18 protein-coding genes and 1 pseudogene are annotated in these 20,293 nt (G+C 36.9%); 15 read left to right on the top strand and 4 right to left on the bottom strand.

The window, feature by feature from the left end; all coding sequences use genetic code 11:
- The first annotated feature begins 68 nt into the window (after positions 1-68).
- The 3 genes from DS031_RS07830 to DS031_RS07820 are packed head-to-tail and all read left to right on the top strand — an operon-like array spanning position 69 to position 3,851.
- Entirely contained in the window at positions 69-1,625 is a 1,557-nt protein-coding gene (locus tag DS031_RS07830; RefSeq protein ID WP_113805382.1) for a spore germination protein, read from the top strand.
- On the top strand, positions 1,618-2,727 hold the full coding sequence (locus DS031_RS07825; RefSeq protein WP_181833064.1) for a GerAB/ArcD/ProY family transporter: 1,110 nt from the start codon (positions 1,618-1,620) through the stop codon (positions 2,725-2,727). Before DS031_RS07830 ends, DS031_RS07825 begins: the two co-directional genes overlap by 8 nt.
- Positions 2,724-3,851, top strand: a complete 1,128-nt coding sequence (locus DS031_RS07820) for a Ger(x)C family spore germination protein (RefSeq protein ID WP_113805381.1) — start codon at positions 2,724-2,726, stop codon at positions 3,849-3,851. Before DS031_RS07825 ends, DS031_RS07820 begins: the two co-directional genes overlap by 4 nt.
- Before the next feature lie 267 nt (positions 3,852-4,118).
- Here DS031_RS07820 and DS031_RS07810 read toward each other — a convergent pair.
- A pseudogene (locus DS031_RS07810) lies at positions 4,119-4,208 on the bottom strand (IS3 family transposase); the annotation flags it as partial.
- 227 nt (positions 4,209-4,435) lie between these two features.
- Here DS031_RS07810 and DS031_RS07805 point away from each other — a divergent pair.
- From DS031_RS07805 to DS031_RS07795, 4 genes are all read left to right on the top strand, one after another.
- Positions 4,436-5,746 carry a GntP family permease gene (locus tag DS031_RS07805; RefSeq protein ID WP_113805379.1) on the top strand — a complete coding sequence of 437 codons (1,311 nt, stop codon included), beginning with the start codon at positions 4,436-4,438 and terminating at the stop codon, positions 5,744-5,746.
- A gap of 73 nt (positions 5,747-5,819) precedes the next feature.
- Positions 5,820-6,575, top strand: a complete 756-nt coding sequence (locus tag DS031_RS07800) for a 3-hydroxybutyrate dehydrogenase (protein ID WP_245947273.1) — start codon at positions 5,820-5,822, stop codon at positions 6,573-6,575.
- A gap of 374 nt (positions 6,576-6,949) precedes the next feature.
- A complete protein-coding gene (locus DS031_RS24415; RefSeq protein WP_281269107.1) occupies positions 6,950-7,081 on the top strand; it encodes a hypothetical protein in 132 nt (43 codons plus the stop codon).
- Between the two features lie 30 nt (positions 7,082-7,111).
- On the top strand, positions 7,112-8,683 hold the full coding sequence (locus DS031_RS07795) for a hypothetical protein (RefSeq protein WP_113805377.1): 1,572 nt from the start codon (positions 7,112-7,114) through the stop codon (positions 8,681-8,683).
- Positions 8,684-8,896: 213 nt separating this feature from the next.
- Here DS031_RS07795 and DS031_RS07790 read toward each other — a convergent pair whose 3' ends face one another.
- On the bottom strand, positions 8,897-10,243 hold the full coding sequence (locus tag DS031_RS07790; protein WP_113805376.1) for an MFS transporter: 1,347 nt from the start codon (positions 10,241-10,243) through the stop codon (positions 8,897-8,899).
- 272 nt (positions 10,244-10,515) lie between these two features.
- Entirely contained in the window at positions 10,516-11,286 is a 771-nt protein-coding gene (locus tag DS031_RS07785) for an IclR family transcriptional regulator (RefSeq protein ID WP_113805375.1), read from the bottom strand.
- Positions 11,287-11,594: 308 nt separating this feature from the next.
- On the opposite strand from DS031_RS07785, the gene DS031_RS07780 reads away from it, so the two are divergent.
- The 8 genes from DS031_RS07780 to DS031_RS07745 all read left to right on the top strand — a co-directional run bounded on the left by DS031_RS07780 (position 11,595) and on the right by DS031_RS07745 (position 18,804).
- The gene (locus DS031_RS07780; protein WP_113805374.1) at positions 11,595-11,849 is read left to right on the top strand and encodes a YciI family protein; all 255 of its coding nucleotides are present in this window, start codon (positions 11,595-11,597) and stop codon (positions 11,847-11,849) included.
- A gap of 46 nt (positions 11,850-11,895) precedes the next feature.
- Positions 11,896-12,852, top strand: coding sequence for a fumarylacetoacetate hydrolase family protein (locus DS031_RS07775; protein ID WP_113805373.1), 957 nt, complete (start codon positions 11,896-11,898; stop codon positions 12,850-12,852).
- A 2-nt stretch (positions 12,853-12,854) separates the two neighbouring features.
- Positions 12,855-13,352: a DinB family protein gene (locus DS031_RS07770; RefSeq protein WP_113805372.1), complete on the top strand. Its 498-nt coding sequence runs from the start codon at positions 12,855-12,857 to the stop codon at positions 13,350-13,352.
- Positions 13,353-13,372: 20 nt separating this feature from the next.
- Positions 13,373-14,485, top strand: a complete 1,113-nt coding sequence (locus DS031_RS07765) for a cupin domain-containing protein (RefSeq protein ID WP_113805371.1) — start codon at positions 13,373-13,375, stop codon at positions 14,483-14,485.
- 38 nt (positions 14,486-14,523) lie between these two features.
- Positions 14,524-15,723, top strand: coding sequence for an FAD-dependent monooxygenase (locus tag DS031_RS07760; protein ID WP_113805370.1), 1,200 nt, complete (start codon positions 14,524-14,526; stop codon positions 15,721-15,723).
- A 154-nt stretch (positions 15,724-15,877) separates the two neighbouring features.
- Positions 15,878-16,975 carry a citrate synthase/methylcitrate synthase gene (locus tag DS031_RS07755; RefSeq protein ID WP_113805369.1) on the top strand — a complete coding sequence of 366 codons (1,098 nt, stop codon included), beginning with the start codon at positions 15,878-15,880 and terminating at the stop codon, positions 16,973-16,975.
- A 181-nt stretch (positions 16,976-17,156) separates the two neighbouring features.
- Entirely contained in the window at positions 17,157-17,603 is a 447-nt protein-coding gene (locus DS031_RS07750) for a MarR family winged helix-turn-helix transcriptional regulator (protein ID WP_113805368.1), read from the top strand.
- Entirely contained in the window at positions 17,596-18,804 is a 1,209-nt protein-coding gene (locus DS031_RS07745) for an MFS transporter (protein ID WP_113805367.1), read from the top strand. The genes DS031_RS07750 and DS031_RS07745 overlap by 8 nt, the downstream gene beginning before the upstream one ends.
- Positions 18,805-18,980: 176 nt before the next feature.
- Here the strand turns inward: DS031_RS07745 and DS031_RS07740 are convergent, their stop codons facing one another.
- Entirely contained in the window at positions 18,981-19,895 is a 915-nt protein-coding gene (locus DS031_RS07740; protein WP_113805366.1) for a LysR family transcriptional regulator, read from the bottom strand.
- Between the last annotated feature and the right edge of the window lie 398 nt (positions 19,896-20,293).

The following is a 20,293-nucleotide window of genomic DNA, read 5'->3' as shown; positions in this document are numbered from 1 at the left end:
ATGGTACACAAGTCAATAGGTGAATTGAAGTGTAACTACGGGTCTTATAGAGAAGAAGAGGTATGAAAATGATTTTTAGGAAGTCTAAAAAAAAACATATAAATCACGATCAGCACAGTGAGAAACAGCAAGATTTGCTTTCTATGGATTTGGCTGAAAACCTTCAAATATTAAGTTCATCTTATAAAGATTGTTCTGATGTGATTTTTCGTCCTTTTTTAATCGGAGGACAGCTAAAAGCGCAGTTAATTTATATCGAAGGTCTATCAAATATTCAAGAAATTGATGCAAATGTGCTTTCCCCTTTGATGAGGGAGACAGAAGTGGAAGAAAGTTACCTTAGGAAATGGACGAAAGAAAAAGTTTCTGTTTCAAGAGTGAAGGAAGTAAAGACGTTTACCGAGTGTATTGAACACATATCAATAGGGAATCCAGTCATATTAGTGGAACGAGAAAATCAAGGAGTGGCTTTAGGACTGGCTCAATGGGAGAAACGATCGGTTGAGGAACCCACTTCTGAATCAGTTGTAAAAGGACCTCGTGAAGGGTTTACGGAAACATTAGGCGTAAATACAGCCTTAATCAGAAGACGACTAAGAAGCTCTAAATTAAAAATGAAATCAATGAAAATCGGACGTTATACTCAAACTGAAATTATTATTGCTTATATAGAAGGAATAGCAGATCAAACTTTGATTGAAGAAGTTGAGAATCGATTGCAAAAAATTGAGGTTGATGGAATATTAGACAGCGGCTATATAGAAGAAATGATAGAGGACAACCCTTATTCACCTTTTCCCCAGATTATGAGTACCGAACGGCCGGATACTTCTGCAGCAAGTTTACTGGAAGGTCGGGTTGTTATTCTCGTTGATGGCAGTCCTTTTGGGTTGATTGCACCAACAACACTCTATTCATTGCTTCAATCAAGTGAAGATTACTATCAGCGTTTTATGTTAAGTACAGCTATCCGTTGGTTACGTTATCTATTTGTGGTGTTTTCACTTCTGCTTCCTTCGGTCTATGTGGCGGTTTTAAGCTATCATCAGGAGATGGTGCCAACAAAACTCATCCTTAGTATGGCCGCTTCACGGGAAGCTGTTCCATTTCCTGCCCTTGTAGAAGCATTAATTATGGAAGTTATTTTTGAAGCACTGCGTGAAGCTGGGATCAGGCTTCCTAAACAGATTGGTGCTGCTGTTAGTATTGTAGGAGCATTGGTAATTGGTCAAGCGGCCATTCAGGCTGGTATAGTTTCTGCTCCTATGGTGATGGTAGTTGCGCTCACGGGAATTGCTTCCTTTACTATTCCGCGTTATAACTTTGGAGCTTCCATAAGGTTGTTACGCTTTCCAATGATTTTTCTTGCCGGAGCACTTGGAATACTTGGCGTGATGCTCGGTCTTTTAATCATTCTTACCCACTTATGCACCTTGCGTTCGTTCGGTGTTCCTTATCTTTCCCCATTAGCTCCGATGAAAGGAAAAGACATGAAAGATGTGCTGATACGAGCTCCTTGGTGGATGTTGAATACACGTCCCCATTTAACTGGGGAGTACAATCAATACCGACAAGCACCTAATCAAAAACCAGGTTCGAAACATGGGGGTGAAAAGAATGATTGAGAAAGGAAAAATATCTGCGTTGCAATTGGCGATGATGATGTATCTTGAGATCATCGCAACAGGCATTCTGTTTTTACCAGCCACTACGTTTTCCTATGCAGGACGGGATTTGTGGATTTCCCCCATTTTGGCATCTGTTATAGGATTTCTGACTGTGTTTATTGTATACCGGTTGAGTCAGTTCTACCCGAAAGATACCATCATCCAATACAGTACGGATATTCTAGGAGTAATACCAGGGAAAGTCGTTGGGGCTGCCATTTTACTTTTTTATATGCAAGGGATCAGCAACACGATATGGCAATATGGGGAGTTTATAAATAGTAGTTTTCTTCCTCACACCCCGCAGATTGTTGTTCTAGGAAGTATGATATTGGCTTGTGCATTTGCCGTACGCGGTGGGATAGAAGTGATGGGAAGGATTGCGGAAATGATTATTCCTATTTTTCTACTGCTTTTTCTATTCATTATTATCCTTCTCCTTCCGGACGCAGAAGTGAAACATCTATTTCCGATTATGGGGAAAGGAATAATTCCTTCGATTAAGGGAGCCGCCTTCGTAAATATTTGGTTTGGTCAATTTCTTTTCCTTTCCTTTTTTCTTCCTTTTGTAACAGACCAAAAAAAGGGTGGAAAGTGGGGAGTAGTTTCGGCACTTGTCGTGTTGCTGACGATGGTAGTTACGAACCTAATAACTCTTTTCGTATTGGGAGAGGCCACGGGCAGCTTTTATTCCCCGGTAATGACTGCTGTTAAATATATTAGTATTGCTGATTTTCTATCCCATCTCGAAGCTCTTGTTATGGCGATTTGGATTGCAGGTGCGTTTATTAAAATCTGTGTCTTTTATTATGTAGTGGTATTAGGAACTGCCCAATGGCTAAATTTCTCAGACTACCGCCCGATCGTTTTTCCACTTGGCTTTCTAATGGTCTTGTTGGCTGCGTGGCAATTTCCGACTACAGCGGCATACTTCAGCTATAATCGAACAGTAGATCCTTTTTTAAACCCAATCATTCAAACAAGTATCCCAATGTTTCTTCTACTCGTTGCATACATACGAAAAGGAAAGCATCAGAAAAAGGAGGAACAAAAAGGATGAGAATCCTCCAATTTATTTTCGTTTGGACAAGTATATTTCTTCTTACCGGTTGTTGGGATCGAACGGAACTAAATGATGTGGCTCTAATAAGAGGAATTGGTTTAGATCAAAAGAAAGACAACCTAATAGAAGTGACGGTTGAAATATCTGTTCCTCAAATGCAAAGTGGTGAGGGGAGCAGCGGCGAAGGGCGAGTACTGATCAGAACGGGACAGGGAACTACCATTGCGGATGCTTTAGAGCATCTAAAAGAAAGGATTCCCCGAAAAATATTTTGGGGTCATTCAGAAGTGATTGTGATTGGTGAGAAGCTTGCGGAGAAAGGAATTAGTAACCAAATTGATTTCTTTATACGCTATCGTGAGCCTCGGCTTAGATCTTATGTGTTTGTTACGAAGGGAAACGCGAAGGATGTGTTAGCATTACGTCCTCCTATTGAAAAAGCCTCATCCGAAGTGCTGCGGGAATTGGCCGTATCTGAGGTATTGATGAATGTGACGTTAATTGAGCTGCTTCAAATGTTAAAAGGAGATGCAGCAGCTTTACCAATGATTGAACGATTACCGCCAGAAGAGGGGCAAGATCCATTACAAACGATTGCGTACATCAATCGCACCGCTGTTTTTAAACAGGACAAAATGATCGGATTATTAGATGATAAAGTAACAAGGGGAGTGCTTTGGATAAGAGATGAAATCAAAGAGGCTTACATCACAGTGAAACCTGAGGAGGAAAACGGATATGTCTCTATGACTCTTATTCGCGCGCGTACAGAACTTATCCCGAAAATCAAGGATGGAAAGTGGAAAATGACAGTTAAAGCAGTAACAGAAAACGATGTTATTCTAAATGAAAGTAGCTTGAGGTTAGAGGAGCCTAAAAATATCAAAGTGTTAGAAAAAGCGTTAGAGAAAGAGATTGAAGGACGTTTAAAAGTAACGATCGATCAAGTACAAAAAGAAATGGAAGCAGATATTTTCGGCTTTGCAGAGGCCTTTGAGCGGAAATATCCAGAAAAATGGAATGAAGTGAAAGGTGACTGGGAGGAGATATTCCCTAAGGTTGAGGTTACATTTGATATTAAGGCCCATGTTCTTAGGACTGGTGTAGGAAGAACGACGTAACGAGGTGAAGACACGTGGTATGGTTTTTTATAATAGGTATAACACTATTAGCAGCTCTTATGGTTCTATATGAATGGCCAAGGATGAAATCAATCAGGAAAAGGGAGAAATCCACCTTTATAATATTGGTTGTAATGGAGTGGTTGCTCGCGATCGTTCTTCTTTTTTATCCCAACTTGCCAAGTCCAGTCCAAATGTTGGAGACCGTTTTTCAACCACTTAGTAAAATTCTTTTGAAATAAACCTTAGTCTTAATCATTATGAAGCTTATAAGGTCTGAACTCGGTATTGAACCGGGCTCAGGCCATTTAGTTTTGCTTTTATGGGTTTATGATTATAGTAATCGATATACTTTGCTCATTCTTTTTTAAAACATTCAATTTTCTTTAATAGTGCTCCTTGTGATCCTCAGTTCTAACTCCTTATTTTTTTACTTTTCTTATCAATTAATACCCTCCTTGTTATAGATGCAATAGCTTAATAAGTATTATATTTATTCACAAATCTGTGACATAATCTTAAGCATGCTGCACCATTGGTAACAAAAAATTCATATTTTCAACAAGACAAGCTGGGGGATTAAAATGGGTACATTAGGAATTATTTTAGCAATAATTATTATAGTCATCATGGCGATGAGAGGGTTCAGTATTGTATTTATAGCACCTGCAGCTTCTATCATCGTTATCCTAACAAATGGGAAGGACTTTTTCCCATCTTTAATAGGAAAAGAAGCCTCATTTATGACAGGGCTTACAGGTTTTGTTATTAATTATTTTGCAGTCTTTCTATTAGGGGGTATTTTAGCACAGTATATTGAGAAAAGCGGAGCAGCCCAAGCGATTTCTGAAAAAGTGTTATCTATTACAGGGATAGAAAGACCTTTTTCCGTTTTAGTAGCGATCTTTGCTATTAGTTCTATTTTAACATTTGGTGGAATTAGCTTATTTGTAGTTTTATTCGTTATTATTCCGCTGGCAAGGCCATTATTTAAAAAATTAAATATAGCTTGGAATATGATTGTGATTCCTCTTTTTCTAGGAATTGGTACTTTTACAATGACAATGATGCCGGGTACTCCATCCATTCAAAACGTTGTCCCAACTAAATATTTAGGAACTACCTTAATGGCAGCACCGTTAATAGGTATCGTCGCAACTCTTGTTTCAATTATTGCGGGTCTATGGTATATGCGTCACACACTCAATCAAAGTTTGGAACGAAATGAAGTATTTGAGGAAAATGACAAGTCTGATGAGCAAATTGAGCTTAAGGATAAGATACCTTCTTTCTTCTCGAGTATCTTACCGTTATTAGCATTAATTATTATTATCTTCATTGGCAGCGCCTTAGATATTGAAAACATTGTACTAATTGGGTTAGGGGCAGCGGTAATTATCTCTGCGTTGAAATTCCATCGCTATATTCCATCTCATAAACAAGCATTAAGCCAAGGAGCAAATGGATCTATTCATCCAATCTTTTTTACAGCAGCTTCCGTAGGATTTGGAGTTGTTATTACATTGGCACCAGGATTTCAAGCAATTTCTAATTTTATATTAGGGATTCCTGGTAATCCGCTTATTAGTTTAACCATTGCATCAGCTGCACTTGGGTCAATTACAGGTTCATCTTCCGGCGGACTAGGTATTACAATGGAAGCTTTTGCACAATCATATTTAGACATGGGTGTAAACCCTGAAGCGATGCACCGTATTTCAACAATCGCCTCTGCTGTATTTACTGCGCTTCCGCATGCCGGTGCCATTCTTTCTACGTTTGCGTTAACTGGATTAACACATAAAAAGGCATATAAATATTCATTCTTAGTTATGACATTACCGACTTCATTAGCATTATTGGCTGCATTAATCGTTGCTATTTTAGTCTATTAACCATATTGGAGAAGATGAGAGTTCTTCTCCAATATATAAATATAACAAGATATTAAGTTAGGGGAGATATATGATGAGTAAAGAACGTACAGTCATTATTACTGGAGCAGCTCAAGGGATAGGTTTTGCTATCGCACAAGAATTCATTGCTAATGGTGACTTTGTTGCAATCTTTGATTTAAATGAAGAATCAGCAGTTTCTCAAGCTGAAAAGTTAGGAAACGCAAAAGGATACAAAGTAAACGTAGCAGACGAAACAAGTGTAAAAGTAGCGATCGATGCTGTAATTGATGAGCGTGGTTCTGTGGATGTAGTTGTAAATAATGCTGGCTTACAATTCATCTCTAAAGTGGAGGACTTCCCGGTAGAAAAATGGGATCTTCTAAACGATGTTATATTAAAAGGCACTTTCTTAATGACGAAGCATTCTTTACCTTCTATGAAAGCTCAAAAATTCGGTCGTATTATTAACATTGTTTCTGCTCATGGAAGAATTCCGGATGCATATAAATCAGCATATTGTGCTGCTAAAGCAGGACAAACTGGCTTCACGAAAGTAGTTGCTTTAGAAAATGCTGTAGAAGGAATTACGTGTAATGCCATTGAACCAGGCCCGGTACGCACAGAATTAATTGAAAAACAATTACCAGTCTTAGCTGAAAAAGATGGAACTACGGTAAAAGAGGCATTAGATCACCATATTTTAGGTAAACAATGGATTAAGCGATTACTTGAACCATCTGAAATAGGCAAAACTGCAGTATTCCTAGCATCCGATGCAGCTGGAGCAATTACAGGTGAAAGTATCCCTGTAACAGGTGGTATGTAAATATCAAAATAAAGAATTAAAAACCCCTTGTCAGGTAATCAAGGGGTTTTTAAAAATATATAGACAACAATTTAGGGAGATGAAAGGATTAGATGTTAACTAATATTCCTTGTGTTCTCACCCAGACTCGCAGCTTCTTCATTAGAAGCTTTGTTATAGAATTTTAGCCAAGAAAACCCGACGAGCTTGCTCTCGGGATGAATTGGCTTCGGTCAAGGAATGGCTTTTGCCCTTTTAATTGACCGACAAATTAAAAGGGATAAAAAGAAATAATGTTCATTCTTTTCTGAAAACAAGTTGAAAACGAACGTATGTTTTTATATAATAGAATTAATCAATCGAACGTCAAACTAAGAAGAAAGGAGAAAACTATAATGTCAACGCAAATTAAAAAACGTCAACGCAAACCTAAAACAGAACTCAAAAAACAACTAGACCAAATCCGTAAAGTTTCTCCTTCTCACGTAGTAGAAGTTGAATTAGATGTATTAGATTTTCAACATTGAAAAATGCATCGAATTGGGAAACAGCTTCGTTTGATTCGAAACACGGTTTTAGGTGAATTGTATAAAAACTACAAACAAATGATTCGAACAAAAGAATACAAGAGGACGCTAAAATCCTATCGTTTGATTTCAGATAAAATTGAAAAAGAAAAGGATTCTAAGATCATTAAACAGCTTAAAAAAACAAAAAAAGAATTAAATGAAAACTTTGAAAAACTTCGTAATCTTCATCGTGTTACATTCGATTTTGCACGAAAATATGGAGAAAACATTCGTGAAACGACATTTACCCTACCTGATGCTGTAACGGTTTTATCTGTTTGTGAAATGGCATGGCATTCAATGGAAAACATCCTTTTTGGTGATTCTAAAAAACCAAATTTTTATAAACAAACAGACCTCATCACATTTCAAGGAAAGCAAGCTGACCGATGCATTATTTTAAAACATAATGAAAAAGAAGAATCCTTTCATATTAGCTTTAATAATATGAAGTTCCCTTTAATTGTGAAAAAAGACGATTTATTTATCCAGGAAACCTTATCTCATATCGTTTATTACATAAAAAATGGTGAAGAAATGGATAAACAAAATGTCGAAAGAAATCAAACAGGTCTACCACTCCTTTCAACCTATCGCATTCGAAACAATCGAATTGTAAGAAAGAAAATTCGGGGTAAAATTCGATACTTTGTCCAAATTGTATTAGAAGGATTTCCTGTTGTAAAACGTAGAAAAGAGGGTTCTTTTCGTCATCATTATGGGATGGGTCGAGTAGCTGGGGATATCGGCACTCAATCATTAGCCGTTGTAACGAAAGATCAAGTCATTTTAAAAAATTTAGCTGAACGTTCTGAAAACACGTTTTCTTATGAACGAAAAATTTATTTATTACAACGCTATTTAGACCGTTCCCGACGTACGATGAACCCCCATTATTTTGATGAAAAAGGTCGCATTAAAAAAGGTAAAAAAGAATGGAAGATTTCTAAACGATATTTAAAAACACAAGAAAAACTTCGTGAACTTCACCGAAAAGCAGCAGAAAGCCGCAAATATGCACACAATGAAGAAGTGAATCGTTTGCGTTCAATGGGTGATGAATTAATCATTGAACAAATGAACATTAAATCACTTCAAAAGAAAGCGAAAGAAGTAACGGTTAATGAGAAAACGGGTAAGTTTAATCGTCGTAAACGCTTTGGTAAAAGTATTGGCAAACGAAGTCCCGGATACTTCATTCAGCAAGCGAAATATCGTTTTGAAATCACTGGTGGAACAGTAAAAGAAGTCAACACATGGACATTCAAGGCCTCTCAATATGACCATGTTCTTAATAATACAAGTAAAAAGCAATTGTCAAAACGTTGGCATCTCCTTCCGAACGGTATTAGGATACAACGCGATTTATATTCAGCCTTCCTGATATATTGTACAGAAAATGAGTTGCAGAAACCAAATAAACAAAATTGCGATACTTTTTTTAATCACTTTTTAATGATGCATAACCAATGTATTGAAGAAATCAAGCAGAACAGAAAGCTTGTCATGAATAGTGGAATTAAATTTAACAAAGAAAAAACGGCTGAAAAAGCCGTTTAATCATACATGTTAATTTGTTTTAACTAACAATTCAGGGAGTTTGACTTTGCTTCCTTTTCCGCAAGGAGAGAAGACGTGCGTTAACGTGGTCAGAAGGCTACTTGTACGTCGAGTGTTTCCCCTATGGCGAGTTCCCAATTCCAAAGCGTTTGAGTGTTTTGTGTCAAACCACGCCTCTTACGTGTACGATTTGGGAGAAACTATATGAAATGCTCAGTGTTTTTCGAACCCTCGTGGGCTTGCCACGAGGTAGAAGTCAGAATCAGCATGCTTCTCAGGAATGATTGCTAGTGCAGCAGCTGCTATTAAACCTGGAAGGGCGAATGCCATGAAATTTAAGTGAATTGGTAAAGAAATCGATAAAAGAAATCCGCCTAAAAGCGGTCCTAACATGCCGCCAACTCGCCCAATCCCAGATGCTGTACCTAACGCTGTTGATCGAATATATGCAGGATAGTACTGAGATACATAAGCTTGTACGATATTTTGGGATCCGATTGTAGCTGCGCCTGCAACCGCTACCAATGCGTAAATGACGAAAGTATTCCCTCCAAATCCAAGCAAAGTTAAGGCAACTGCGCCTGAAGCGTACATCGGAACAAGCATCTTTTTAGAGCCGTATTTATCACAAAGTCGACCGATAATTAGTGTGCCAATAATGGCGCCGCTTTGAAGGACGATAAGAAACCCTAAACTTGAATTTAATCCATATCCAGCCTCAACCATTAACTTAGGAAGCCAAGTGTTCAGTCCATATATCATTAATAAACAGCTGAAAAAAGCAATCCAAAACATACCAGTACTTAATGCGCGGTTCTCTTTAAATAAGCCGATAATAGGAACTTTATTTTCTGAAGTTTTTAATTCGACAATCTCATCGTCTTTATTAAAAGTTGATTCAGGACTTACTTTGGAAAGAACAGCAATAAGTTCTTCTTTTTTCCCTGTTTTAATTAAGTAGCTTGCTGTTTCCGGTAATTGTTTATACATTAAAGGCAGTGCTAATAACGGTAATCCAGCAAACCAAAAGATCGATTCCCAGCCGAATGTTGGCATTAAAAAGATTCCTAATAGAGGGGCAAGTATTCCACCAACAGAATAGCCACATAATACAATCGAAACGATTAAACTTCTCATTGATTTAGGCGCGTAATCTGTTAACAAAGCGATAATATTCGGCATAATACCGCCAAGACCTACCCCTGCTAAAAAGCGAAAAGTAGAGAAAAGCGTTGGTGTTTCAGCAAATCCGCACAAAAATGTAAATAAACTAAAAAAGATTAATGTAATGGCAACAACATTTTTCCTTCCAATACGGTCAGCCAATGTGCCAAAAAAGATTGCCCCGAACATCATCCCGAATAAGCCATAGCTGCCCATTGCTCCGGCTTCCACAGAAGTGAGGTTCCACTTCTCAATTAAAACCGGTACAGCAGTTCCATAGACAACGAGATCATACCCGTCAAATGCAATAATAAGAAACCCCCAAATAAGCAATCCTAGATGAAAACGGTTAAATTTACTTTCAGCAATAACCTCGGTTGTATTAATTTGATCCATATTTCTTCCTCCTCCGATTGAAAACGCTTCATGTTAACGCTTACTTTCCTTGTGAAAAAAACTACGTGTATAATATTAGGTAACTATGTTCTCTAATAGTTATTATAGACACCTAATTTATCGTTTTCAAGATAATATTTTTAATTTTATAAAAAATAAAGAACTTCATTTAAATAAAGAAAGGAGAAAATTTTAGCTTGTAAGAGCAGAAGGAGAATGTTTTCAATACGTTAAAGAAGCAGGGAAACCCCTGCTTCTTACTCAATTCATTCTTATTTGGCATGTGGGAGATACCCAAAACTTCCGGAGATTTCTTTACTCATATCCATTAAATATTTGCTAAGCTCTTCTTCTTCACTATGAGGAATTATATCTGAAAAGCCAACAATTGTAACAACCCCGAGTAATCTTTTTTTGTAATTAAATACAGGAAAAGCAGCCGAGGATACCGAAGGAACGAGCGGTTCTCTAGCAAAGGCAATTTCTTTTTCATGTATGAATGTACACTCTTCTTCAAACTGCTTTACTTTTTCTTCAGAAATTTGTTTTAGTTCTTTTTCCTTCCATTCATGAACAACTTGGTCATCCATAAATGCTGCAAATACTTTTCCTGTTGCTGAAAGAAGAGGAAGCAAAGTGCCCATTTGTGCCCCGATATTATATCCCTGATTTGCGTTAAATTCTTTAACAATCATCGGACCATTGTTTGTCCAAAGGGAATAGATAACGGTACTCGAACTTTTTTCATTAATTTCCTGTAAATAAGGAGAGATGCGATCCACCACATTTTCTTGATCGGCGGCAGCCATTCCGTATTCAATTAGTTTGCTTCCAAGAACATAGGAGCCGGATTCTTTATCGCGATACAAAATTCCTAGTTGAGTAAACGTATTAAGGTATTTATACAAATTACTTTTTGTGATTTTTGTTAGATCATGAATATCGGAAAATTTCAGCGGTTTTCCCTGCTGTGCAATTAATTCAACAATACTCATCCCAACTTGTAATGACTGAATGGTTGTTCCTTTTTTTACTGCTTCCATTAACTTCCCCCCATTTATTCATTTTCATCAACCTTTTCAATATTAAAGGTTAACATTCGGTCTGAACTCCTTAAGCATTATATTAACATTACAATACCTTATTTATCATTAGAAAGATTTTTTCATTCAATAAATTACAGCAATAATAATATGGAAAGAAAACGAATGAATTAAATTTTCTGAAACTTTTTTCGATAATTTTATTGACAATTTTAAAAAAATAATTTAAGTTTATTATATAAATAGAGAACATAGTTATCTAATTTGATAATTATCTTAAAACTCTTCTTGGAAATTGGGGTGAGGAATTGAAAAAATTTTTAGTACTTATTAAAAGAAAAGAATCATTTACAGGAAACTTCATTCAAGGTCACCGCGAATTTTTACAGGGTTTAAAGAATGATCAAACACTTGTTACTGGAGGAGGATTCGAGGATCAAACGGGAGGGGCATATGTTCTTCAAGCAGCTTCTTTAGATGAGGCAAACATTCTTGCAAGTCATGACCCAATGAATCAAGAAAATGAAGCCGTTTACACTGTAAAAGAATGGAATGCTGTATGAAATTTAAAACGATAAAAAATAAATTAATTTTAAAGGAGTTTTAACTATGAAACTAATTACATTTAGTCGCGAAGGAATTTCACAACGTGTCGGAGCAATTTTTAATGAAAAAGTTATTGATCTTCATGCTTCATATCGAGCTTTACTTGCATCAAAAGGGAAAATTCGCGCACAGCAAATTGCGGACGCTTTCATCCCGGCAGATATGAATGGTTTTTTACAAGGTGGAAAAGAAAGCATGGAGCCTGCGAAACAAGCAGTTGACTATGCATTAAACAATAAATCGGCTGATGGTTTCAGACTTGTATATGAACTTAATGAAGTAAAAGTTGAAGCAGCAGTTCCGTCACCAGGAAAAATCATTTGTGTTGGTCATAATTATCGCGAACATATTTTGGAAATGAAACGCGAGCTTCCGCCATATCCGGTTGTATTTGCTAAATTTGCTAACACTGTGATTGGTCCGCAAGATGATATTCCGTTTTATCCAATTTCAGAACAGCTTGATTATGAAGCAGAGTTTGCTTTTGTTGTTGGTAAACGTGCAAGAAATGTTTCACAAGAAGATGCGCTTGATTATGTGGCTGGATACACAATCGTTAATGATGTCACATACCGCGATCTTCAGCGCCGCACACTTCAATGGCTGCAGGGTAAAACAGTAGAAGGTAGTGCACCGATGGGTCCTTGGCTTGTAACTTCGGATGAGCTTCAAGATCCTTCAGGTTTAGAAGTTGTTTTAACTGTAAACGGAGAAGAGCGTCAACGCTCTAATACGGCAAATCTAGTATTCTCTGTTCAATATTTAGTAGAATTTTTATCAAACCTTATGACACTTGAACCGGGAGATGTGATTTTAACAGGAACACCTGGAGGCGTCGGGGTAGCACGTGATCCTCAAGTTTTCTTAAAAGATGGAGATGTAGTTAAAATTGAAATTGATAAAATTGGTACTTTGGAAAACCGTGTCGCGAGTGTTAAAGAAGCAGCAGAGGTGAAATAATTATGACTACTTTAAGTGTAAATGAATCTATTAAATCTGTTCAAAATTCGCTTGATCAAGTGATTCAAAAAACAGCAGGGCTTTCTGACGAGATTCTTCGTTGGAATCCTGCTGAAGAAGAATGGTCAATTATGCAAATTCTTTGTCATCTCGTGGAAGCGGTTCCTTATTGGCTCGATGAAATTGAACAGCTTTTAGAGGCACCGGGAAAAGAATGGGGCCGCGGTTTGCAGCATGAAGGCCGCTTGGCAGCAGTAAGTAAGGAGAAAGTTGACAGCACTTCTCTCTCAGTTGTTTTAAAAGAATTAGAAGAGGTTAAGCCAAAAGTAGAGAAGACGCTGAGTAAATTAAATGAGGAAAAACTGGCAATGGAAGCACCGAGCCGAAATCCTCGTTTTGGTACAAAGCCAATTTCATTTATTGTGGACCATTTACTTGTGGAGCATACGGAAAAGCATTTAGGTCAAATAGAACGTAACTTATCCAAAGCAAATAACTAATTGAACTGGAGGAAAACAGGATGGCCGAAAAAAACGATTTTTTTAAAAGTAAACTGGTCCAAGATTTTACAAAAGATATTCGCCAATACAATCTCGGACCGCTTTGGGAAGCAATTCCTGAATTAATGCATAAACAGCCTGAACCGCATGCACAGGCCTATCTTTGGAAATGGGATCTTCTTGAGAAGAAACTAGGAGAAGCAGCCCAAATTTTCACTCCGGACCGCGGCGGTGAACGAAGAGCGATTTATCTTCAAAATCCGGGGCTGGACTATCGTCAGCCATGGGGGTGGGCGTCTACTTCTCAGACGCTTTATGCGGCAGTGCAGCTTCTCCAGCCCGGAGAAGTCGCACCGTCTCATCGCCATACACAAAATGCACTTCGATTTATTACGCACGGAGAAGGCGCTTATTCCATTGTTGAAGGCGAACGGATTTTTATGGAAGAAGGAGATTTTGTCATTACACCAAAAAATCTTTGGCATGGCCATGGCCATGAAGGTACGGAACCGATGATTTGGATGGATGTTCTCGATATTCCAACGATTTATATGATGGGCGGCACGTTTTTCGAGTCTTATCCTGAAAGAATCGAACAACCGAAAGTTCCAGATAACTATTCTGCTCAGCGTTATGAAGGGGGTATGGTTCGACCTATTTCTGATCGTCATCCAAAAAAGGCCCCACTTGGCGCGTATAAATGGGCACAAACATTAAGAGCAATTGAAGGATTATCCCGTTTTGAGCCAGATCCATACGATGGGTATGCAGTAGAGTTTATTAATCCATCAACAGGGCAAACGGCAAATCCGAATATTGGTGCATGGATTCAAAAGCTTCCAAAAGGATATCATTCAAAGGCACACCGCCATACGCATTCATCGATTTATCAAGTATTTAAAGGTTCGGGATACAGCATTATTAACGGTGTTCGCTTTGATTGGTCAAAAGGTGATTATTTTATTATTCCAAACTGGGCAATGCATGAGCATGTTGCCGAAGAAGATACGTACTTCTTCTCTGTTAATGATTTACCAATTATGGAAAAGTTCGATCTTGAACAGGAACAGTCATATGAAAGCAATAACGGCTATCAAGAAGTGAAACGTGAATTTAACCCGGTATTAGTCTAATAAAAGTTTGTAAATATTATTTCAAGGAGGAAGGTACAATGAGTAATGCGGAAAAAGAAGTTTTAATCGTTGGTGGAGGAATTGGAGGAGTAGCGGCAGCTCTTGCCGCTGCTGAAGCGGGACATAAAACAAAAATTTTGGAACAAGCACCACAGTTCGGTGAAATTGGCGCAGGTATTCAAATGGGTCCAAATGCGATGGCTGTTTTAGATAGATTTGGTGTTGCTGATGAAATCTCCAAACATGCTGTTTTTCCAAAAAGGCTTGTTTTAAAAGATGTTTATACAGCGAAAGAATTAACAGCGTTAGATTTAGGAGAAGAGTTTAAAGAGAAGTATGGCTTCCCGTATATTGTACTGCACCGTTCAGATTTGCACCGCGTTCTGGTAGAAGCAGCTGAAAAAAATCCGCTTATTAGTCTTGTTAATGATCAAATCATTGAGACTGTCGAACAAAATGAAGCAAGTGTAACCGTTACCAATCAAAGAAACGAGAAGTTTACAGGAAAAGCTGTTATTGGTGCAGACGGACTTTGGTCAAAAACGCGTAAGTATTTTGCCGATGATGAAGCAATCTGCTCTCATTATGTAGCATACCGCGGTACGGTGCCAATTGAAGAAATTAGTTCTGATGCAAGTATGGATGATGTGATTATGTGGATCGGTCCTAATCTTCACGTTGTACAATATCCTGTTCGTAAAGGTGAATTGTATAACCAAGTCGTTGTATTTAAAAGTAATAATTACAAAGAAGATTCAGATGATTGGGGGACACCGGAAGAAATGGATGAAGTATTTAAAGGTTGTCACCCGCTTGTTGAAAACGCTTTATCTTTTATCCAGCGCCAAATCCGTTGGCCAATGTATGATCGCGAGCCGATTTCAAACTGGACAAAAGGCAATTTCGCTCTACTTGGAGATGCCGCACACCCAATGCTTCAATATTTAGCGCAAGGAGGCTGTCAAGCATTAGAAGATGCTTCCTGCTTAGCCGATATGATCAAAGTTCATGGTGAAAATTTTGAAAAAGCATTTCAAGCTTATCAAGAAGAAAGAATGCCTCGTACAGAAAAAGTGCAAAAAAGCGCCCGCATTTGGGGAGAAATTATTCACGCGGAAGACCCTGTTTCAATTTTGTTAAGAAATAGTCTTCTTGAGCAAACAAAGGCAAAGGACTTTGAAATGATCGACTGGTTATATGGCTATAAAAATAAGGTAGCTGAAAAAGTAAGCAATTAAGTAGATCAGGAAAGGTAAATGATGAACTAAAGTGTCATGTTATCCCAAGGTTAGACTTTTTCCTTGGGACTTTCTTTCGTTATTATGGAAGGAAAATAACTATAAAAATCAAAAATGCCTATGCAGAGGCGTAGAAAAAAGGTGGAGATAAAAAATGGTACAAAGAGGATTAAAAAATGTCGTTGCCGCTGAAACAGCAATCAGCTTAGTGGATGGCGAAAACGGTCAATTAATTTATAGAGGATATCAAGCAAAAGAATTAGCATTAAACTTTTCGTTTGAAGAGATCACATATTTATTGTGGCATGGGAATTTGCCAAACGAGAAGGAGCATCAAGAGCTTTCTGAATTATTAAAGAAAAATCGCAGCTTACCTCCTTATGTTGTTCGATTACTTCAAACCTTACCTAACGATATGGAAATGATGAGCCAAATTCGTACTGCTGTATCGGCACTTGGTACAAAGGAGTTTAGTTGGAAACCGACGATTGAACAAGCAATAAAATTAACAGCAGTTATTCCTACAATTACAGCAATGATTTACCGAAAAGGAAGCTGTAAAGAAATGGTGCAGCCAAATATGGACTTGAATCACGTTGAAAACTACTTATATATGTTAACCGGCGAACTTCCTACTGCTGCTCATGCTAAAGCTCTTGAAGTATATATGATTTTAACGATGGAACACGGCATGAATGCTTCAACATTTACTTCAAGAGTCGTTTCTTCTACAGAATCGGATATAGTATCTGCCGTTTCAGGAGCAATTGGCGCGATGAAGGGACCACTGCATGGCGGTGCCCCTACAGGAGTCATTGATATGTTAAATGAAATTAAAGAAAAAGAAAATGCAGAAGCATGGATTCGCAAAAAATTAGAGAGAAATGAGTATCTTATGGGATTTGGTCATCGTGTTTATAAAACGCGCGACCCAAGAGCAGAAGCATTAAGCGCCATTACAAAACGTATTGGAAAAAATGATCAGTGGCTTGATTTAGCAAGTTATGTTGAGGAGTTAGCTGTTCAGCTTCTTAACGAATATAAGCCTGGAAGAAACCTTTATACAAATGTAGAGTTTTACGCGGCAGCTGTAATGAGGGCAATTGATATGTCTCCTAGCTTATTTACACCTACTTTTACAGTAAGTCGAATGGTTGGCTGGACTGCTCATGTTATTGAACAATCATTAGATAATACAATTTTTCGCCCATCAGCAAAATATGTAGGAAGACAAAAAGCTGAAATTAACTAATAAAATCTAAAGAAATAAAGTGAAAAGCTGGGAGAGCAAGTATTTTTCGGGTTTTTCTAAAGTGTTCTCTATAAGTTGAATGTATTCATTATAATTATAAAAACTTGAGAGCTGTCTTAGCTTCTGATATAATTACCTAGGTAAACATTTATTTACCTAGGTAATTATTATAAAGAAGGTGATGATCATAGTTGCTAATCATACGTTGTTTCACTCGATTCACCAGCTCTCTCGTCTCTTAAAAAAGCATGCGGACAATGCATTAAAACCATTTGGTTTATATAGTGCGCAGTGGTCTGTTATTTATGTATTGAAAACGAAAGGGACATTAACACAAACAGAGTTATGTGAGTATTTATCTGTAGAAGCACCTCCCATGACAAGAAACATTCAGCGTCTCGTTAAACAAGGGTATGTAAAGAAAGTGCAAGGTAAGGATAAAAGAATGAAAAAAATTGAACTAACAGAAAAAGCTCATCAGGAATTTCCAAAATGGGAAGAGGCTATTACACAAACAAACGAAATGTTTCTTGAAAATTTTCCTGAAAGTTCGCAAAAACAATTATACGAACTGATCTCAAGTTGGATGGCAGAAATTCCAAGCGGGCAGGAGAATAACGATGAGTAAAGAAGCACTGTGGACAAAAGAATTTCTTTTAATCACTTTTTGCAACCTTTTTCTGTTTATTGCTTTTTATTATTTAGTCGTTACATTACCAATCTATGCACTTCAGGAGTTAAATGGCAGTGAAGCAGAAGCTGGATTGCTGATTACTTCCTTTCTAATTGCAGCAATTATTATTCGACCTTTAGCAGGGAAGTGGACCATTACATTTGGAAATCGATTGGTGTTATTCATAGGGCTTTTTCTTTTTCTTGTTTGTTCTAGTTTATATTTCCTTCCAGAAACTGTTTTAGGAATGATGTTGGTTCGTTTATTGCATGGGATAGGTTTTGGAATTGCGACAACAGCAGCAGGCGGCATTGCAGCCAATGTAATTCCTCCTTCACGAAAAGGAGAAGGAATGGGTTATTATGCGTTGGCATTTAACCTTGCTGTTGTTCTTGGTCCCTTTTTAGGATTAACTGCTCTTCATAAAGGAAATAAAGTTCTATTATTTGGAATTGTTATTTTATGCAGCTTAATAGCGCTTGTAATAGGATTATTACTTTCAAACACAAAGGGAAGTGCTTCACTATCAACATCAAATGATAAAGAAAGAAGAAAGTTTGATATCGTTGAAAAATCAGCTGTAAGAATAGCGGTGGTGGCTTCGTTTTTTGCAATTCTTTATTCTTCTATTTTATCATTTGTTCCTGTATACGCAGAAGATATAGGTTTACTGCAGGTATCCAGTTATTTCTTTGTTGTTTATGCAGCTGTGATGCTGCTTTCAAGACCGTTAACAGGAAGATGGCTCGATCGATACGGTGAAAATGCTATAGTTTATCCTTCAATTTTTTTATTTGCCATAGGAATGTTTCTTCTCAGCTCATCAAATTCAGTAGTTATTTTTCTGTTAGCTGCTGCACTTATTGGATTAGGATGGGGGACTCTATTTCCTACCTTTCAAACGATTGCTGTTCAAAAAGTAACTCCGGAACGAAGCGGTTTAGCAATATCAACGTTTTTATCTATTTTTGATCTTGGAATCGGGATCGGAACTTTTCTAGTTGGTATTGTGATGACGCAAATGAGCTTGCAATCTCTTTATTTTTACAGCTCATTTATTGTTCTTTTTGGAATTGGACTATATAATTTCCTTCATGGACATCATCGAGGTGCTGTGAAAGGCGCTGTTTATGAAAGACGTACGCACAGCGGATGATGAAATAGGAGATTTTTCTGATAAACATATATAATGAAGAAACTTGGCTAGTTATTGTACGGCTTGTTTCAATCTTTAACATTATTATGAATAAATAAACGTTTTTGAGGGACATATTTAAAAAGTTGATTGTTCTTTCGATAAGAAAGAACAATCAACTTTTTTCACTTCAATTATTAATATTGTTTATATTTCTCCTTTGCCATATTAAGAAAAGCTTGAGCCGGAGCAGATAATATTTCGTCTTTTTTATAACTAACGACAACGTTGTTTTTAAAGATTGGATTTCCAATAGTATAACAATTTGAATCTGTTTGAAGATTATCTCTTGTAATAATGCACTCGGGAATAATTGTTAATCCGACACCATTATTTGCTAAACGGAAGGCGCTTTCAACATTTTGAGTTTCAATTACAATATTGGGGCGAATGCTATATTTGTTAAATATTTCATCAGTAAGTCTTCTTAACCCAAGTCCGTTTTTTAGCAAGATGAATTTCTCGCCATCCAGATGATTTGGATGGAAGGGAATGTGAGAAATTGTTTTTTGGTTGGCGTTATAATATTTATGACCAGGAGGTATAACGAGAAATATTTTTTCATCATAAAGATTTTCATAGACGATGTCTGAATTAAAAATAGGCAGTAAATTTAAACAAATATCAATTTTTCGTTCTAGCAATAAAGCTTCCATTTCATGAGCAGATTCTTCAACTAATTCTATTTCAATACCTGGATAGTTCTTAATGAATTCCGGTAATAAATTATAAAGTGTATGAGATCCTAAGATGGGATTTATTCCTAGTTTTAGGCGCCCTTTTTTCATATTGGAAATAGATTCAATTTCATGCTGCATTTTTAAATACATTTGTTCAATTTCTTTTATATACGATAAATAGCGCTCTCCGGCATACGTTAGCGTTAGAGGGGAAACGTTACGATTAATTAACTCAACACCTAATTCCTCCTCTAAGTTTCGAATAAATCTACTAAGATATGGCTGAGAAATATACAACCCTCTGGCAGCATTGGAAATATTTCCGTGTTCTACGATTGCTTTTAAATAATCTGCAGAAAGATCTTTTACCATAAGAAATTCTCCTTAATATAATTTTGAAGTTATATTAAACCATTGTTTTTGAAGGTGAATGTTTTTATATGATTAGAAATTTAGTATACCATATAAGAATTACGTTTTTCTTAAGTAATAAGTGGAACACATTATTCTAATTTAGTTATACATAAGATGCTTAAAATGGTATTATAAAAAATTAAAATTATATGCAATAATTTTTTATATAGTTTTAAAATTCTGATTTTTGAAAGCGTTTCACTTAATGATTTTAAGGTCTTATTTGGAGGAGGGGTATGATGGAAACGATCGGGACATTACATTGGAAAAGTTTAATCTACCATAGTTACTTTAGATGTATTAATGAAGAAAAAACTTTTTGAAAACGTTTACTTAAACTGTTTTTTAGCAGGCAT

Origin of the sequence: Bacillus taeanensis, from assembly GCF_003318295.1 — a bacterium.
GTDB lineage: Bacteria > Bacillota > Bacilli > Bacillales > UBA6769 > Maribacillus > Maribacillus taeanensis.
The sequence above is the reverse complement of the archived record's forward strand: the minus strand, read 5'-3'. Positions and strand labels throughout refer to the sequence as shown.

What these genes read in the sequence shown, in the direction of transcription:
- DS031_RS07830 (WP_113805382.1), top strand. Translation starts at nt 69, where the DNA reads ATGATTTTTAGGAAGTCTAAAAAAAAACATATAAATCACGATCAGCAC.
- DS031_RS07775 (WP_113805373.1), top strand. Translation starts at nt 11,896, where the DNA reads ATGAAACTAATTACATTTAGTCGCGAAGGAATTTCACAACGTGTCGGA.
- DS031_RS07770 (WP_113805372.1), top strand. Translation starts at nt 12,855, where the DNA reads ATGACTACTTTAAGTGTAAATGAATCTATTAAATCTGTTCAAAATTCG.
- DS031_RS24415 (WP_281269107.1), top strand. Translation starts at nt 6,950, where the DNA reads ATGTCAACGCAAATTAAAAAACGTCAACGCAAACCTAAAACAGAACTC.
- DS031_RS07800 (WP_245947273.1), top strand. Translation starts at nt 5,820, where the DNA reads ATGAGTAAAGAACGTACAGTCATTATTACTGGAGCAGCTCAAGGGATA.
- DS031_RS07805 (WP_113805379.1), top strand. Translation starts at nt 4,436, where the DNA reads ATGGGTACATTAGGAATTATTTTAGCAATAATTATTATAGTCATCATG.
- DS031_RS07750 (WP_113805368.1), top strand. Translation starts at nt 17,157, where the DNA reads ATGATCATAGTTGCTAATCATACGTTGTTTCACTCGATTCACCAGCTC.
- DS031_RS07820 (WP_113805381.1), top strand. Translation starts at nt 2,724, where the DNA reads ATGAGAATCCTCCAATTTATTTTCGTTTGGACAAGTATATTTCTTCTT.
- DS031_RS07760 (WP_113805370.1), top strand. Translation starts at nt 14,524, where the DNA reads ATGAGTAATGCGGAAAAAGAAGTTTTAATCGTTGGTGGAGGAATTGGA.
- DS031_RS07745 (WP_113805367.1), top strand. Translation starts at nt 17,596, where the DNA reads ATGAGTAAAGAAGCACTGTGGACAAAAGAATTTCTTTTAATCACTTTT.
- DS031_RS07785 (WP_113805375.1), bottom strand. Translation starts at nt 11,286, where the DNA reads ATGGAAGCAGTAAAAAAAGGAACAACCATTCAGTCATTACAAGTTGGG.
- DS031_RS07740 (WP_113805366.1), bottom strand. Translation starts at nt 19,895, where the DNA reads ATGGTAAAAGATCTTTCTGCAGATTATTTAAAAGCAATCGTAGAACAC.
- DS031_RS07765 (WP_113805371.1), top strand. Translation starts at nt 13,373, where the DNA reads ATGGCCGAAAAAAACGATTTTTTTAAAAGTAAACTGGTCCAAGATTTT.
- DS031_RS07755 (WP_113805369.1), top strand. Translation starts at nt 15,878, where the DNA reads ATGGTACAAAGAGGATTAAAAAATGTCGTTGCCGCTGAAACAGCAATC.
- DS031_RS07825 (WP_181833064.1), top strand. Translation starts at nt 1,618, where the DNA reads ATGATTGAGAAAGGAAAAATATCTGCGTTGCAATTGGCGATGATGATG.
- DS031_RS07790 (WP_113805376.1), bottom strand. Translation starts at nt 10,243, where the DNA reads ATGGATCAAATTAATACAACCGAGGTTATTGCTGAAAGTAAATTTAAC.